Raw genomic sequence first — 15,015 nt, 5'->3', positions numbered from 1 at the left:
CCTGAAACGTGACGAAATTGGAAACGGTCGGAATTTTTTCACCCCACCGTTTTGCCAAGCTTGCATGCCGGAGCGTTAGACGCTCATGCGATGGATCAAGCCCGCGAAACAATGGTTCCCCGCCGCTTCCATAACCACTTGAGGGCACCTTATGTTCCGTTGAACTCGTAGCGCTCGCTCGACCGCGGCGCAACGCAAAGACGCATTGGTAACCCAAACGTGGTGCAATCCTGGAATGCGTTGCAGGAGGGTGACGGTCGCGCCGCTTGAAAACGGCGCGGGATCAATATAAAGATATCTTTATGTCTTTAGTTGGTCACGATCTCACGGCGAAGCCACTGTCCTATGCCGTCCTTCTCGAAGGGCTGAAGGCGGCGGGCGAGGATACACGTCTGCGCCTGCTCGCCGTGCTCGGCGAGGCGGAGCTGACGGTGTCCGACCTGACGGAGATTCTCGGCCAATCCCAGCCCCGCATCTCGCGCCACCTCAAGCTGCTGGCGGATGCCGGCCTGGTCGAGCGCCATCGCGAGGCCAGCTGGATGTTTTATCGCCGCGCGGCGGAAGGGCCTGGCGCACGCCTCGCCGGCATCCTGCTCCAATTGCTCGATCCGATGGACGATGTGGCGCGGCGCGATCTCGAGCGCCTCGCCGAGGTGCGGGCCGCCCGTGCCCAGGCGGCGCAGACCTATTTTGCCGCCCATGCCGCCCAATGGGATGCCATCCGCAGCCTTCATGTACCCGAAACGGCGGTGGAGGCGGCGGTGCGCGAGGCCTTGTCCGAGCGGCCCATTGATGCGCTGCTCGATCTCGGCACCGGCACCGGCCGCATGCTGGAGCTGTTCGCACCCGAGATCGGGCGCGGTGTGGGCGTCGATCTGTCTCCCGACATGCTGGGCATCGCGCGCGCCCATCTGGAGCAGGCGGGCATCCGCAATTGCTCGGTCCGCCAGGGCGACATCTACAATCTTGCCATGCCGCGCGAGAGCTTCGATGCCGTCATCATCCATCAGGTGCTGCACTTCCTCGACGATGCCGGCCGCGCGGTGCGCGAGGCCGCACGCTTGCTGCGTCCCGGTGGACGCCTGCTGGTGATTGATTTTGCGCCGCACGATCTGGAATTCCTGCGCGAAGCCCATGCCCACCGCAGGCTCGGATTCTCCGCCGAAGCGGTGGAGGCTTGGCTGAGCCAAGCCGGCCTCGTGCCGACGATGCATCGCCTGCTCGCCCCCGAGCGCAGCGGCGGCGATGCGCTGACCGTATCCTTATGGCTCGCCCGCGACTCGCGTGTCGCCGAAGCCCAAGAACAGAGAGAGGTTGCGTGATGGCCGGGCCGATCCGTGCGAGCCGGGAAATTGGCAAGGCGCCGGTGGGCGTCTCGTTTGAATTCTTCCCGCCCAAGAGCGAGGAGATGGAGCGCAACCTGTGGGCCAGCGTTGCCCGCCTCGCGCCGCTCGCGCCGCGCTTCGTTTCCGTCACCTACGGGGCCGGCGGCTCCACCCGCGAGCGCACCCACGCCACCGTCGAGCGGCTGGTGCGCGAGACCGATCTTGCCCCCGCCGCCCATCTCACCTGCGTCGCCGCGACCCGCGCCGAGATTGATGATGTGGTCCGCGCCTATGCCAAGGCGGGCGTGAAGCACATCGTCGCGCTGCGCGGCGATCCCACCAGCGGGGTCGGCACGAAATACGAGCCGCACCCGGACGGCTATGCCCATGCCTGCGATCTCGTGGCGGGCATCCGCAAGCTTGGGGATTTCGAGGTGTCCGTCTCGGCCTATCCGGAAAAGCATCCCGAAAGCCCGAGCATAGATGCCGACATTGATTATCTGAAGGAGAAGGTGGACAACGGCGCGACCCGCGCCATCACCCAGTTCTTCTTCGATAACGACGTCTATTTCCGCTATCTGGACAAGGTCCGCGCGCGCGGCATCGACATTCCGATCCTGCCCGGCATCCTGCCCGTGACCAATTTCAAGCAGGCCGCGAACTTCGCCGCCCGCACCGGCGCGAGCGTGCCGGACTGGCTCGCCAAGCGCTTCGAAGGCCTCGACAATGATCCGGAGACGCGCAAGCTGATCGCTGCCGCCGTCGCCGCCGAACAGGCGACCGATCTGGTTGATCGCGGCGCGGGCGATATCCATTTCTACACCTTGAACCGCGCCGACCTGGTCTATGCCATCTGCCATTTGCTCGGCCTTCGGGCCAAGGGTGTGGACAATGCGGCGCCGCAGGCCATCGCCGTGTGATGTTTCGCGATTAATGGGGCGGCGTCGCCAGATGGCGTTGCCGGCCCGCGCGGTCCGGGCCGCTTTCCCGAGCAGACGAATCAACGCTTCCCAGACGGGATCAGTGGTGCACCATGACCGACACCCGAAACGAAACCACCGCCGCCCTCCATGCCGCTGCGCGCGAGCGCATCCTGGTGCTGGACGGGGCCATGGGCACCATGATCCAGGGCCTGAAGCTGGACGAGGCCGGCTATCGCGGCGCGCGCTTCGCCGCCTGGCCGCGGGACGTGAAGGGCAATAACGACCTGCTGAACCTGACCCGGCAGGACGACGTGCGCGCCATCCACCTGAAGTATTTCATGGCTGGCGCCGACATCGTCGAGACCAACACGTTTTCCTCCACCACCATCGCCCAGGCCGATTACGGCATGGAGGAATTCGCCTACGAGCTGAACCTGGAGGGCGCCCGCCTCGCCAAGGAAGCAGCGGCGCAGGCGCAGGCACAAGATGGACGTCCCCGCTTCGTCGCCGGCGCCATCGGCCCCACCAACCGCACCGCCTCGATCTCGCCGGACGTGAACGATCCCGGCTTCCGCGCAACCTCGTTCGACGAACTGGCCGTGGCCTATGGCGAGCAGGCGCGCGGCCTTCTGGCGGGCGGCGCGGACCTCCTGCTGATCGAGACCATTTTCGACACGCTGAACGCCAAGGCGGCGATCTTCGCCATCGAGGGGCTGTTCGACGAACTGGGCTATCGCGTGCCGGTGATGATTTCGGGCACCATCACCGATCTGTCCGGCCGCACGCTCTCCGGGCAGACGCCGGCGGCCTTCTGGTATTCGCTGCGCCACGCCCAGCCGTTCTCCATCGGCCTCAATTGCGCGCTCGGCGCCAAGGAGATGCGCGGCCATATCGCCGAGATCGGCAAGGTCGCGGATACGCTGGTGTGCGCTTATCCCAATGCCGGCCTGCCCAATGAATTCGGCATGTATGACGAGAGCCCCGAGGCCATGGCGGCCCTGGTGGGCGAGTTCGCCGCCTCGGGTCTGGTAAATATCGTCGGCGGCTGCTGCGGCACCACGCCGGACCATATCGCCGCCGTGGCGAAGGCGGTCTCCGTCCACAAGCCGCGCCTCGTGCCCGACCTGCCGCCCATGCTGCGCCTTTCGGGCCTGGAGCCGTTCGAGCTGACGCCGCAGATCCCGTTCGTGAACGTGGGCGAGCGCACCAACGTCACCGGCTCGGCCCGCTTCCGCAAGCTGATCACCAATGGCGATTTCCCCGCCGCGCTCGATGTCGCCCGCGATCAAGTGGAAAACGGCGCCCAGGTCATCGACATCAACATGGACGAGGGCCTGCTGGACAGTCAGAAGGCCATGGTGACCTTCCTAAACTTGGTCGCCGCCGAGCCCGACATTTCCCGCGTGCCGGTGATGGTGGACAGCTCGAAGTGGGCGATCATCGAGGCCGGGCTGAAGTGCATTCAGGGCAAGGGAATCGTGAACTCCATCTCCATGAAGGAGGGGGAGGACGCCTTCCGCGCCCAGGCGCGCCTCGTGCGCCGCTATGGCGCCGCCGTGGTGGTGATGGCGTTCGATGAGCAGGGACAGGCCGACACGTTCGAGCGCAAGACGCAGATCTGCGCGCGCGCCTATAAGATCCTGGTGGAGGAACTCGGCTTCCCCCCCGAGGACATCATTTTCGATCCCAATATCTTCGCTGTGGCCACCGGCATCGAGGAGCACGCGCCCTATGGCGTGTATTTCATTGAGGCCACGCGCTGGATCCGCGAGCATTTGCCTTACGCCCACATCTCGGGCGGCGTCTCGAACCTGTCGTTCTCGTTCCGCGGCAACGAGCCGGTGCGCGAGGCGATGCACGCCGTGTTCCTCTACCACGCCATCAAGGCGGGCATGGACATGGGCATCGTCAATGCCGGCCAGCTCGCGGTCTATGACGAGATTCCCGCCGAGTTGCGGGAGGCGTGCGAAGACGTGGTTCTGAACCGCGATCCCGATTCCACCGAGCGCCTGCTGACCCTGGCCGAAGGCTTCAAGGGCGGCGCCGGCAAGGAGAAGAAGGAGGCAGATCTCGCTTGGCGGACCTGGCCGGTGGAGAAGCGCCTCGCCCATGCGCTGATCAATGGCATCACCGAATTCGTCGATGCCGACACCGAGGAAGCCCGCCGGCAGGTGGCGCGGCCGCTGCACGTCATCGAAGGCCCGCTGATGGCGGGCATGAACGTGGTCGGCGACCTGTTCGGCGCCGGCAAGATGTTCCTGCCGCAGGTGGTGAAGTCCGCCCGCGTGATGAAGCAGGCGGTGGCCTATCTCATGCCCTTCATGGAGCAGGAGAAGCTGGACAACGGCACCACCGAATCTTCGTCCGCCGGCAAGATCCTGATGGCGACGGTGAAGGGCGACGTGCACGACATCGGCAAGAACATCGTTGGTGTTGTGTTGCAGTGCAATAATTTCGAGGTCATCGACCTCGGCGTCATGGTGCCCACTGCCAAGATCCTGGAAACCGCCAAGCGCGAGAATGTGGATGTGATCGGCCTCTCCGGCCTCATCACCCCCTCGCTCGACGAGATGGTCTCCGTCGCCTCCGAGATGGAGCGCGAGGGCTTTGTCGTGCCGCTGCTGATCGGCGGAGCCACCACTTCCCGCGTCCATACGGCGGTGAAGATCGCCCCGCAATATGAGCGCGGGCAGGCGGTCTATGTCACCGACGCGAGCCGCGCAGTCGGCGTGGTGGCGAACCTTCTGAACCCGGAAACGCGCGCCTCCTACATGGCCGACGTGAAGGCGGAATATGTGAAGCTGGCGGATGCCCACGCCCGCGCGGATGCCGCCAAGCAGCGCGTGCCGCTGGCGAAGGCGCGCGAAAACGGGCTGAAGCTGGATTTCACGGGCTATCTGCCGCCCAAGCCCGCCTTCCTTGGCACCCGCGTGTTCGAGGACCACGACCTCGCCGACCTCGTGCCCTTCATCGATTGGACGCCGTTCTTCCAATCTTGGGAATTGTCCGGCCGCTATCCGGCGATCCTGGAAGACCCCACGGTGGGCGAGCCGGCGCGCAACCTGTTCAAGGATGCGCAGGCCATGCTCGCGCAGATGGTGGAAGAGAAGTGGGTGACGGCGAAGGCGGTGGTGGGCTTCTGGCCCGCCAACAGCATCGGCGACGACATCGTTCTTTTTCGCGACGACACGCGCAAGACGCCGCTCGCGACCCTGCACACGCTGCGGCAGCAGCTCGCCCGGCGCGAAGGGCGCTACAATCTGGCGCTCTCGGATTTCGTCGCACCCTTGGAAACCGGGGTGCCGGATTATGTGGGCGGCTTTGCCGTCACAACGGGGTTCGGCGAGCAGGCGCGCTCCGATGCCTTCAAGCATGCGAACGACGATTATTCCGCGATCATGGTGAAGGCGCTGGCGGACCGGCTGGCGGAAGCTTTCGCCGAGCGCATGCACCATCTGGTGCGGACCCAGTTATGGGCCTATGCGCCGGACGAAGGACTCTCGACCGAAGACATCATCCTGGAGAAATATCGCGGCATCCGCCCCGCGCCGGGCTACCCGGCGCAGCCGGACCATACGGAGAAGGGGACGCTGTTCTCGATCCTGGATGCCACCGACAAGATCGGCCTGGAACTGACCGAGAGCTATGCCATGTGGCCGGGCGCGGCGGTTTCCGGCCTCTATTTCTCCCATCCCGAGAGCGCCTATTTCGGCATCGGCCGGATCGAGCGCGACCAGGTGGAGGATTATGCCGCCCGCAAGGGGTGGAGCGTGGAGGAGGGCGAGCGCTGGCTGGCGCCGATCCTCAATTACGATCCCACCCGGCGCGAGGCCGCCGAATAGGGCAGGGCCAGAGCGAAGGCGGGGCGACCCATACGCGCTTAAGCCCACGTCATCGCGCAATAAAAAAGCCGAGGCATGCAGCCTCGGCTTTTTTCGATTCAGAAAGCACGATCGCTGACGCGGCAGGCCCGTCAGCGCGAGCGCGCTTTCCTCAGATCCCGCTCATGGGATAGTTCGGGCTCTCGCGGGTGATCGTCACGTCGTGGACGTGACTTTCACGCAGGCCGGCGGAGGAGATGCGCACGAAGCGCGCCTTCTCGCGGAATTCGGTCAGATCCGCGCCGCCCACATAGCCCATGGCCGCGCGCAGGCCGCCGGAGAGCTGGTGCAACACGGCCGAGACCGGGCCCTTGTACGCGACCTGCCCCTCGATGCCTTCCGGCACCAGCTTCAGCGTGTCGCGCACTTCCGCCTGGAAATAGCGATCCGCCGAACCGCGCGACATGGCCCCCACCGAGCCCATGCCGCGATAGGATTTGTACGAGCGGCCCTGGAACAGGAAGACTTCGCCCGGGCTCTCGTCGGTGCCGGCCAGCAGCGAGCCGATCATGGCGCAGGAGGCGCCGGCGGCGAGCGCCTTGGCGAGGTCGCCGGAATATTTGATGCCGCCGTCGGCGATCACCGGGGTATTGGTGGCCTGGGCTGCCTCCACCGCATCCATCACGGCGGTGAGCTGGGGCACGCCCACGCCGGCGACGATGCGTGTGGTGCAAATGGAGCCGGGGCCGATGCCGACCTTGATGGCGTCCGCGCCGGCGTCGATCAGGGCCTTGGCGCCGTCGGCGGTGGCGATGTTGCCGGCCAGGATCTGGGTGGTGTTGGACATGCGCTTGATGCGCTCCACCTGGTCCAGCACCTTGCGGGAATGGCCGTGGGCGGTATCGACCACCACCAGATCCACGCCGGCGTCGATGAGGCGCTCGGTGCGCTCGTAGCCGTCCTCGCCGACCGTGGTCGCGGCAGCGACACGCAGGCGGCCCTGCTCGTCCTTGGCGGCATTGGGATTGGCGACCGCCTTCTCGATGTCCTTCACCGTGATCAGGCCGACGCAGCGGTAATCATTGTCCACCACCAGCAGCTTCTCGATGCGGTGATGATGCAGCAGGCGCTTGGCTTCGCTCTGGTTGACGCCCTCATCCACGGTGATGAGCTTGTCCTTGGTCATCAGCTCTGCGACCCGTTGGGTGGGGTCGGTGGCGAAGCGCACGTCGCGGTTGGTGAGAATGCCGACCAGCTTGCCGCCGCGCCCGTTGGTGCCGCGCTCCACCACCGGAATGCCGGAGATGGAATAGCGCTTCATCAGCGCCAAAGCGTCGGCGAGCGTATCGTCGGGATGGATGGTGACGGGGTTCACCACCATGCCCGATTCGAACTTCTTCACCTGCCGCACATGCTCGGCTTGGATTTCCGGCGTGAGGTTGCGGTGGATGACGCCGATGCCACCGGCCTGGGCCATGGCGATGGCAAGGCGCGATTCGGTCACCGTGTCCATCGCGGCGGACAGGATCGGGATGTTGAGCGTGATGGTGGAGGTGAGGCGGCTGATCAGCTTCACATCGCCGGGCATGACTTCCGACGGGCCGGGCAACAGCAGCACGTCGTCGAAGGTCAGCGCTTCGCGAAAGGGCGAACCGGAAATGGGGTGGATCGAGCCGGGCACGCTGGGCGACGACATGGCCAACTCCTTGATATGAGCGCGGCCGAAGGTCGGCCGGGAAGAAGGAAACGCGGCGGAAGAGCTCGTCCCGGCTGCGTTATCGAGTTGGCGGTGGCGCATACCATGGCCGGGCGACGATTCAAAGACCCGCCGGCACGCTTCCCCCATGCGTCGGGCGCAGGGGCGCCCCGCGAGCGATGCCCGTTCGCGCGCCGTGCTGCCTGAAACCTTGGCCCGCACGCCACGCATTTAGAATATATATAGCGATATCAATATCTTATATGGGTGCGTTCCGATCAATTCCTGATCGACATTTCTTGGGCATGCTCTAATGTCGCCACGCCCAGCGCGAAGGCACGTCCGTGTGAGCGGACGTTCGGTGCGTCACGGGCGGGTGTCGGGCAAGGAATGCGCGTATGTACATGATGCTGTTCGGGCTCGTCGTGTTGCTGGGCGTCCATGTGCTGGTCAGCCTGCGGGGGATGCGGGCCCATCTGATTGCCCGCCTCGGCGAGGGACAGTACAAGGGCTTTTTCTCGCTGCTCGCGGTCAGCGGCCTCCTGCTCACCGCCTATGGATTCGGTTTGTGGCGGGCGGCCGGCTCGGCCCCGGTGTGGGATCCGCCGCTGTTCATGCGTCACATCACCGTGCTGCTGATGCTGTTCGCCGCCATTGCCGGCGTCGCGGCCTATGTGCCGAGCCACATCAAGGCGAAGCTCAAGCATCCGCTGCTGGTCGCAGTGAAGATCTGGGCGCTGGCCCATCTGCTGGCCAATGGCGATATCGCCTCCATCGTCCTGTTCGGCTCGGTGCTTGCCTGGGCGGTCTATGACCGCATCTCGCTGAAGCGCCGCGGCGCACCGCTGCCGGTGGCGCCGCAGGGCTATCGGGGAGACATGCTGGCGGTGGCGGGCGGCCTCGTCCTCTATCTCCTGCTCGCCTTCGTCTTCCATCCCTATGTCGTCGGCGTGCCTGTCATGGGATGACTTTTCGGACGGGGCCGCGCGCCGGGTTCCCGTCCAGCCAAGCTTCAAGCAAAAACATATCGAGGAACGCGTCATGTCCATCCAAGCCGACGCCAAGCGCGTCACCGCGCCGGAAATCTTCGCGCGCAAGAGCGGGGACCCCATCGTCTGCCTGACCTCCTACCATGCACACACCGCCCAGCTTCTGGATCGCCATGTGGATGTGATCCTGGTCGGCGACAGCCTGGGCATGGTGATGCACGGGCTGGAAACCACCGTGCCGGTCACGGTGGAGATGATGATCGTGCATGGGCGCGCGGTCGTGCGCGGTACGAAACGGGCTCTGATCGTGGTGGACCTGCCGTTCGGCAGTTATGAGGCGAGCCCGGTGGAGGCGTTCCACACGGCCGCCCGCGTGCTCAAGGAAACCGGCGCCGGCGCGGTGAAGCTCGAAGGCGGCGTGCGCATGGCCGAGACCGTGCGCTTCCTGGTGGATCGCGGCGTGCCGGTGATGGGGCATGTGGGCCTGACTCCCCAGGCCATCAACACGCTCGGCTCCTTCAAGGCGCGCGGCCGCGACGATGCAGAGGCGGCGTCCATCGTCGAGGACGCCCGCGCGGTGGCCGAGGCCGGCGCCTTTTCCATCGTGCTGGAGGCCATGGCCGAGCCGGTGGCGCGCCGCATCACGCAGGAAATCGCGACGCCGACCATCGGCATTGGCGGCAGCCCGGCGTGCGACGGCCAGATCCTGGTGCTGGAAGACATGCTCGGCCTCGGCCAGCGGGTGCCGAAGTTCGTCAAGAAATACGCCGAGCTGGGCCCCGCCATCGAACAGGCGGTGGCCACTTATGCCGACGAGGTGCGCGCCCGCACTTTCCCTGGCCCGGAACACACCTACGCGCCCAGGGCGCAGAAGGCGTGAGCCGGCTGGCAGGCGGGGGCGCAACCTGTGTCGAAACCTTAGCTTGCCCCCCCTCCCGCTTGCCGGGCAGGGGCGCTGCGCGGCTCGTCGTGCGCGTGTTCGGAGGGCAAGCGCTCCGCGGGGTGTGGGCGCTGGCCGCGCTCGCCCTGCCGCTCCTGCTCGCCCCGGCGGCTTGGGCGGCCGAGGATTGCCTTCTCGTCACCGAGCTGAAAAGCGCCCAGGTGGTCGCGAAGCAGGGGCTGTGCGCCAGCCGCCATTCGCCCGCTTCCACCTTCAAGATCGCTTTGGCGCTCATGGGCTATGACAGCGGCATCCTGAAGAGCGCGACGGTTCCGGTGTTCACCACCGAGCCGGGGCTCGCGGAGGGGGAGGGGGCGCAGAAGGAGACCTGGGCCGGCCCACAGACGCCGCAGAGCTGGATGAAAAATTCCGTCGTCTGGTACTCACAGGTGCTGACCCGAAAGCTCGGGGCGGAAAAGTTCGCCGGCTATGTGAAGGCGTTCGCCTATGGCAACGAGAACCTCTCCGGAGATCCCGGCAAGGACAATGGGTTGATCCGCGCCTGGCTGTCCTCCTCGCTCCAGATCTCGCCGCGCGAGCAGGTGGAGTTCCTGCGCAAGATGCTGAAGGGCGAGCTGCCGGTCAGCGCCGATGCGGTGGACCAGACCATCGCCCTGCTCAAGGCGCCCGAGGAGCCGGCCGGCTATTTGCTCTATGGCAAGACGGGCTCGGGATTCTTGCAGCTCAATGACGGCCGGCTGGACCGCACGCGGCCATTCGGCTGGTTCGTCGGCTGGGCGCAGAAGGGCGGGCGGACCTTCGTGTTCGTGCGCTTCATGTCGCTCGACTTCGCGGTGGACGAGCCGCTCGGCCTGCGGGCGCGGCGGCAGGCGCTGATGGCGCTGGATCCGGTCCTGCGGGCTCAGGATCGCTGAGGCGGCCGTGGACGCGCCTGTCGAAACCCATCCGCATGGGCAAGGTGAAGGGCCGGCGCTGCGCCTGTCGGTGGTCATCGCCGCGCTTGTCGCGGCGCTGGTGGGGTTCGGCGGCACCGTGCCGCTGGTTCTTTCGGCGGCGGCGGTCCTGGGCGCCACGCCCACGCAGACCGCATCCTGGGTCGCGGCGGTGTGCCTTGGGGCGGCGGGAAGCACGCTCTATCTCAGCCTGCGCCATCGCATGCCCATCGTCACGGCATGGTCGACCCCCGGCGCCGCGCTGATCGCCGGTTTTGGTGCCGGTATCGGCATGCAGGCGGCGGTCGGGGCGTTTTTGCTCTCGGCGGTGCTGGTGATGCTGTGCGCCGCCATCCGCCCGCTCGGGCGTCTCGTGGCGCGTATTCCGGTAAGCGTCGCGGCGGCGATGCTGGCCGGCGTGCTGGCGCGATTCGTCATGGCGGTGGCGGACCATGCGGCGGCAAGCCCGGCTCTGGTGCTGCCGCTGCTGGCGCTGTTTTTCCTGGTGCGGCTGTTCTCGCCGAGCTGGGCGGTGCTGGCGGTTCTGGTGGCGGGCGGCGCGGGCGTGTTCGCCTTCGGCCTCAATGCGCCGCTGGCCGGCGGGTGGGAAATGCCGCAGCTGACGCTGGTTTCGCCGGTGTTCGACCCGGCGGTGATGCTCGGGCTCGGCCTGCCGCTGTTCCTGGTGAGCATGGCGGCGCAGAATCTGCCCGGGTTCGCCGTGCTGCGAGCCTCGGGCTATCAACCGCCCACCGGTTCGATCCTGGCGGCGACAGGGCTGGCCTCCCTGGTGCTGGCCCCGGTGGGCTCTCATTCGGTAACGCTGTCCGCCATCACGGCGGCGATCTGCACCGGCAAGGATGCCCATCCCGATCCGACGAAGCGGTTTCTCACCGGTCCGTTCTACGCGCTGTTCTATTTCATCCTGGCTGGATTTGGCGCCACCATGGTCGCGGTGTTCGCGGCCCTGCCGCCGGCCCTGATCGCGACCATCGCCGGGCTTGCTCTGCTCTCTCCCCTCACGGGCGCGCTCACGGCCGCGCTCGCCGAGGAAAAAGGACGGATCGCGGCGGTCGCGACCTTTACCACCACTGTGTCCGGCGTCTCGGCCTTCGGCCTCGGGGCGCCGGTCTGGGGGCTTTTGGCGGGGCTGCTCCTGCTGTTCCTGGATCATGTCCGGGCAAAACTTTAGCCGGTCCGGCCCTCGACTGCCCGGAAGGGTTTGCCACGATGCAGCCGCATGGCTAGTTTACGCGCCCTTGGCCTGGGCTTTGTCCGGCCCCTTTCGGCGCGTGCCTGTTGCGGACCATTCATGACCGACATTTTCCACGAGATCGAAGAAGACCTGCGGCGCGACCGACTGCGCCGGGTATGGGATCGCTTCGGCATCTATTTCATCATCCTGGTGGTCGCGATCATCGCCGCCGCCGGCGCCTATAGCGCCTATCGCTATTACGCCCTGCAGAAGGCCCAGGCCGCAGGCGCCCGCTATGAGGCGGCCAGCACCCTCGCCGACGATGGCAAGGCGGCGGAAGCGCAGGCTGCCTTCGAAGCGCTCGCCAAGGATGGCCCGGCCGGCTATCGCACCCTGGCGCGGTTCCGCGCGGCGGGTGAACTCGGTGCCAAGGACAAGCCGGCCGGTGTCGCCGCCTTCATGGCGCTGGCCAATGACGGCACCTTGTCGCCCGTGCTGCGTGACCTTGCCAGCGTGCGTGCTTCCCTTCTGCTGGTGGATACGGCGCCGCTGGCCGAGATCAAGGCGCAGCTCCAGCCGCTCGCCGACGGCACGGGCGGCCTGCGCCATTCCGCGCGCGAGTTGCTCGCTTTGGCTCAGTTCAAGGCCGGCAATCTGGCCGACGCCAACAAGACGGCCCAGCAAGCCATCGACGATCCGGAAGTGCCGCTCGGCGTGCGCAACCGCATGGAACTGATCCGCACCCTGACCGCCTCTGCCGCCCAACCGGCACCCGCTTCGGAAGCCGCGGCCGCTGCCGCCGAGGCGAAGGCCGCCAAGGAAGCGCCTGCCTCTGCGGCAGTGCCGGCTCCGGCCGCAACTACTGCCCCGGCCCCGGCCGCCGCTCCCGCGCCCGCCGCTCCCGCGCCCGCCGCCGCCGAACCGGCTCCGTCCGTCCCCGCATCCGCCGCCCCGTCCGAACCGGCGCCCACCGTTCCGCCCGCTGCCGTTCCCGGCCCGGCGGAAAGCGGCGGCGCCACGAAATGAGGAGCTTTCCCATGAACCGGATGCTGCGCCTGCTTCTCGCCGGCTCTGCCCTGCTCGCCCTGACCGGCTGCGAGAGCTTTGATTTCGACAAGATCAACCCGTTCCAGGAGCGCAAGACCCCGCTTTCGGGAACGCGTCAGCCGGTGTTTCCCAATGGCGTGCCGGGCGTAACCGCCTCCGCGCCGCTGGATCAGCCCTCCAATGCCAATGTGTCGCTTGACGCGATCTCAGCCGCCAAGCCAAATGCCTCAACGGCCGCGCCGGGCAGCAACTGACTCTAGGGCGCGCATGCGCCGAGCTTAAACAACATGTCCTTTACCCTCGCCATCGTCGGCCGGCCCAATGTGGGCAAGTCGACCCTGTTCAATCGTCTCGTGGGCAAGAAGCTCGCGCTGGTGGACGACCGCCCCGGCGTGACCCGCGATCGCCGCGAGGGCGATGCACGCCTGGGCGACCTGTCGTTTCGCATCGTCGATACGGCGGGGCTGGAGGAAGCCGACCCGGCGAGCCTGGAAGGGCGCATGCGGGCGCAGACCGAGGCCGCCATCGGCGATGCCGACGCGCTGCTGTTCATGGTGGATGCGCGTTCCGGCCTTACGCCCACCGATCGCGCCTTCGCCTCTTTGGCACGCAAGTCCGGCAAGCCGACCATCCTCGTCGCCAACAAGAGCGAGGGGAAGGCCGGGGAGGCGGGCTCGATGGAAGCCTATGCGCTCGGCCTCGGCACGCCGATCCCGCTCTCGGCCGAGCATGGCGAGGGCCTGTCCGACCTTTACGACGCGATCTGCGACGCGCTTCCCGCCCATACGATGAAGCCAGAAGACGCCGAGGACGACCGGGAGGAAACCGACGAGGAGCGGGCCAAGCGCCCCATCAAGGTTGCTGTGCTCGGCCGTCCCAATGCGGGCAAGTCCACGCTCATCAACCGTCTTTTGGGTGAAGACCGGCTGCTGACCGGGCCGGAAGCGGGCATCACCCGCGATTCCATCTCGGTGGAAGTGGAATGGCGCGGCCGCCGGCTCGACGTGTTCGACACCGCCGGCCTGCGCAAGCGCGCGCGCATCGACGACAAGCTGGAGAAGCTTTCCGCCGCCGATGCCCTGCGCGCCATGAAGTTCGCCGAGGTGGTCGTGGTGCTCATCGACGCCACCCGCCCGTTCGAGGAGCAGGACCTGCGCATCGCCGACTTGGTGGAGCGCGAGGGCCGGGCCATCGTGATCGGCTTCAATAAATCCGATCTCGTGCCCGATACCGGCCTCATGAGCCGGCTGCGGGAAGAGGCAGACCATCTGCTGCCGCAGATCAAGGGCGTGCCGATCATTCCGATTTCCGGGCTTACGGGACGCGGGCTGGACCGGCTGGTGGAGGCGATCGCGGAAACCTACCGCGTGTGGAACATCCGCATTCCCACCAATCCGCTCAACCGCTTCCTGCAGCAGGCCACCGACACCCATCCGCCGCCGGCGGTCTCGGGCAAGCGGCTGAAGATCCGCTATATGACGCAGGCGAAGGCGCGTCCGCCGAGCTTCGTCATCTTCTGCTCGCGCACCGACGCGGTGCCGGACAGCTATCTGCGCTATCTCTCGAACAGCCTGCGCGAGGCGTTCGACCTGCCGGGCGTGCCGATTCGCATGACCTTGCGCGAAAAAGCCAATCCCTACGCCTCCTGAGGCAGCGGCAGCAGGATCGTGTCCTGCGGCGCCAGGGGCTTTCCCGTGGCGTCACGCACTTCGAGCGGGGCGAGGGGCTTGCCGCAGGCGGCGTCCACCAGCGGCGGAAAGTGCTCGCCGCTGGAGAAGCCGTGCTTCTCGCCCCATTGGCGCAGGGCGATGACCACGGCAAACAGGTCGCGACCCTTCTGGGTCAGCACATAATCGTTGAACGCACTGCCGTCCGAGGCGGGAACGCTGGCGAGAATGCCGTCGGCCACCAGCGTTTTCAGCCGCGCCGAGAGAATGTTCTTGGCGACCCCCAGGCTCTTCTGAAACTCCCCGAACCGGCGCTTGCCCAGGAAGGCATCGCGCACGATCAGCAGCGACCACCAGTCGCCGACGACGTCCAGCGTCCGGGCGATGGGACAGCTCGCTTGGTCCATCCGCGTGCGTTTCATGGCTTCCTCTCACCCCCCGCTGGAATGCATTTTCCATGACGTTCATCATCAAATTGGTTGCATCATAAAACTGATAGAGCTAAACGTCCATCCAGTT

12 protein-coding genes are annotated in these 15,015 nt (G+C 66.5%); 10 read left to right on the top strand and 2 right to left on the bottom strand.

Annotated features, from left to right (window positions below; translation table 11 throughout):
* The first annotated feature begins 302 nt into the window (after window positions 1–302).
* From V5F78_RS16700 to metH, 3 genes are all read left to right on the top strand, one after another.
* Window positions 303–1,322 carry an ArsR/SmtB family transcription factor gene (locus V5F78_RS16700; protein ID WP_394067262.1) on the top strand — a complete coding sequence of 340 codons (1,020 nt, stop codon included), beginning with the start codon at window positions 303–305 and terminating at the stop codon, window positions 1,320–1,322.
* Window positions 1,322–2,245 carry a methylenetetrahydrofolate reductase [NAD(P)H] gene (gene metF / locus V5F78_RS16695; protein WP_394067260.1) on the top strand — a complete coding sequence of 308 codons (924 nt, stop codon included), beginning with the start codon at window positions 1,322–1,324 and terminating at the stop codon, window positions 2,243–2,245. The genes V5F78_RS16700 and metF overlap by 1 nt, the downstream gene beginning before the upstream one ends.
* A 113-nt stretch (window positions 2,246–2,358) precedes the next feature.
* A complete protein-coding gene (gene metH, locus V5F78_RS16690) occupies window positions 2,359–6,090 on the top strand; it encodes a methionine synthase (RefSeq protein ID WP_394067258.1) in 3,732 nt (1,243 codons plus the stop codon).
* A 151-nt stretch (window positions 6,091–6,241) separates the two neighbouring features.
* On the opposite strand, the gene guaB is transcribed toward metH, so the two are convergent.
* Complete coding sequence (gene guaB, locus V5F78_RS16685; RefSeq protein WP_394067256.1) at window positions 6,242–7,765, bottom strand: IMP dehydrogenase; 1,524 nt, start codon at window positions 7,763–7,765, stop codon at window positions 6,242–6,244.
* A gap of 398 nt (window positions 7,766–8,163) precedes the next feature.
* On the opposite strand from guaB, the gene V5F78_RS16680 reads away from it, so the two are divergent.
* The 7 genes from V5F78_RS16680 (at window position 8,164) to der (ending at window position 14,478) form a co-directional block, all read left to right on the top strand.
* Window positions 8,164–8,733 (top strand): NnrU family protein, encoded by a 570-nt coding sequence (locus V5F78_RS16680; protein WP_394067255.1) that lies wholly within the window; start codon window positions 8,164–8,166, stop codon window positions 8,731–8,733.
* Between the two features lie 73 nt (window positions 8,734–8,806).
* On the top strand, window positions 8,807–9,634 hold the full coding sequence (panB, locus tag V5F78_RS16675; protein ID WP_394067253.1) for a 3-methyl-2-oxobutanoate hydroxymethyltransferase: 828 nt from the start codon (window positions 8,807–8,809) through the stop codon (window positions 9,632–9,634).
* Between the two features lie 89 nt (window positions 9,635–9,723).
* Window positions 9,724–10,569: a class D beta-lactamase gene (blaOXA, locus tag V5F78_RS16670; protein ID WP_394067251.1), complete on the top strand. Its 846-nt coding sequence runs from the start codon at window positions 9,724–9,726 to the stop codon at window positions 10,567–10,569.
* Between the two features lie 58 nt (window positions 10,570–10,627).
* Entirely contained in the window at window positions 10,628–11,779 is a 1,152-nt protein-coding gene (locus V5F78_RS16665) for a benzoate/H(+) symporter BenE family transporter (RefSeq protein WP_394067843.1), read from the top strand.
* Between the two features lie 120 nt (window positions 11,780–11,899).
* The gene (locus V5F78_RS16660) at window positions 11,900–12,808 is read left to right on the top strand and encodes a tetratricopeptide repeat protein (protein ID WP_394067250.1); all 909 of its coding nucleotides are present in this window, start codon (window positions 11,900–11,902) and stop codon (window positions 12,806–12,808) included.
* Window positions 12,809–12,819: 11 nt separating this feature from the next.
* Window positions 12,820–13,083 carry a hypothetical protein gene (locus V5F78_RS16655; protein WP_394067248.1) on the top strand — a complete coding sequence of 88 codons (264 nt, stop codon included), beginning with the start codon at window positions 12,820–12,822 and terminating at the stop codon, window positions 13,081–13,083.
* Between the two features lie 33 nt (window positions 13,084–13,116).
* Window positions 13,117–14,478, top strand: coding sequence for a ribosome biogenesis GTPase Der (gene der, locus V5F78_RS16650; RefSeq protein WP_394067246.1), 1,362 nt, complete (start codon window positions 13,117–13,119; stop codon window positions 14,476–14,478).
* Here the strand turns inward: der and V5F78_RS16645 are convergent.
* Window positions 14,466–14,918, bottom strand: coding sequence for a winged helix-turn-helix transcriptional regulator (locus V5F78_RS16645; protein WP_394067244.1), 453 nt, complete (start codon window positions 14,916–14,918; stop codon window positions 14,466–14,468). The genes der and V5F78_RS16645 overlap by 13 nt on opposite strands.
* Window positions 14,919–15,015: the final 97 nt, after the last annotated feature.

The organism is Roseixanthobacter glucoisosaccharinicivorans, from assembly GCF_043195095.2.
Taxonomy (GTDB): domain Bacteria; phylum Pseudomonadota; class Alphaproteobacteria; order Rhizobiales; family Xanthobacteraceae; genus NCEH01.
Note: the sequence above shows the minus strand (reverse complement) of the source record. Positions and strands in the feature narration are given on the sequence as shown.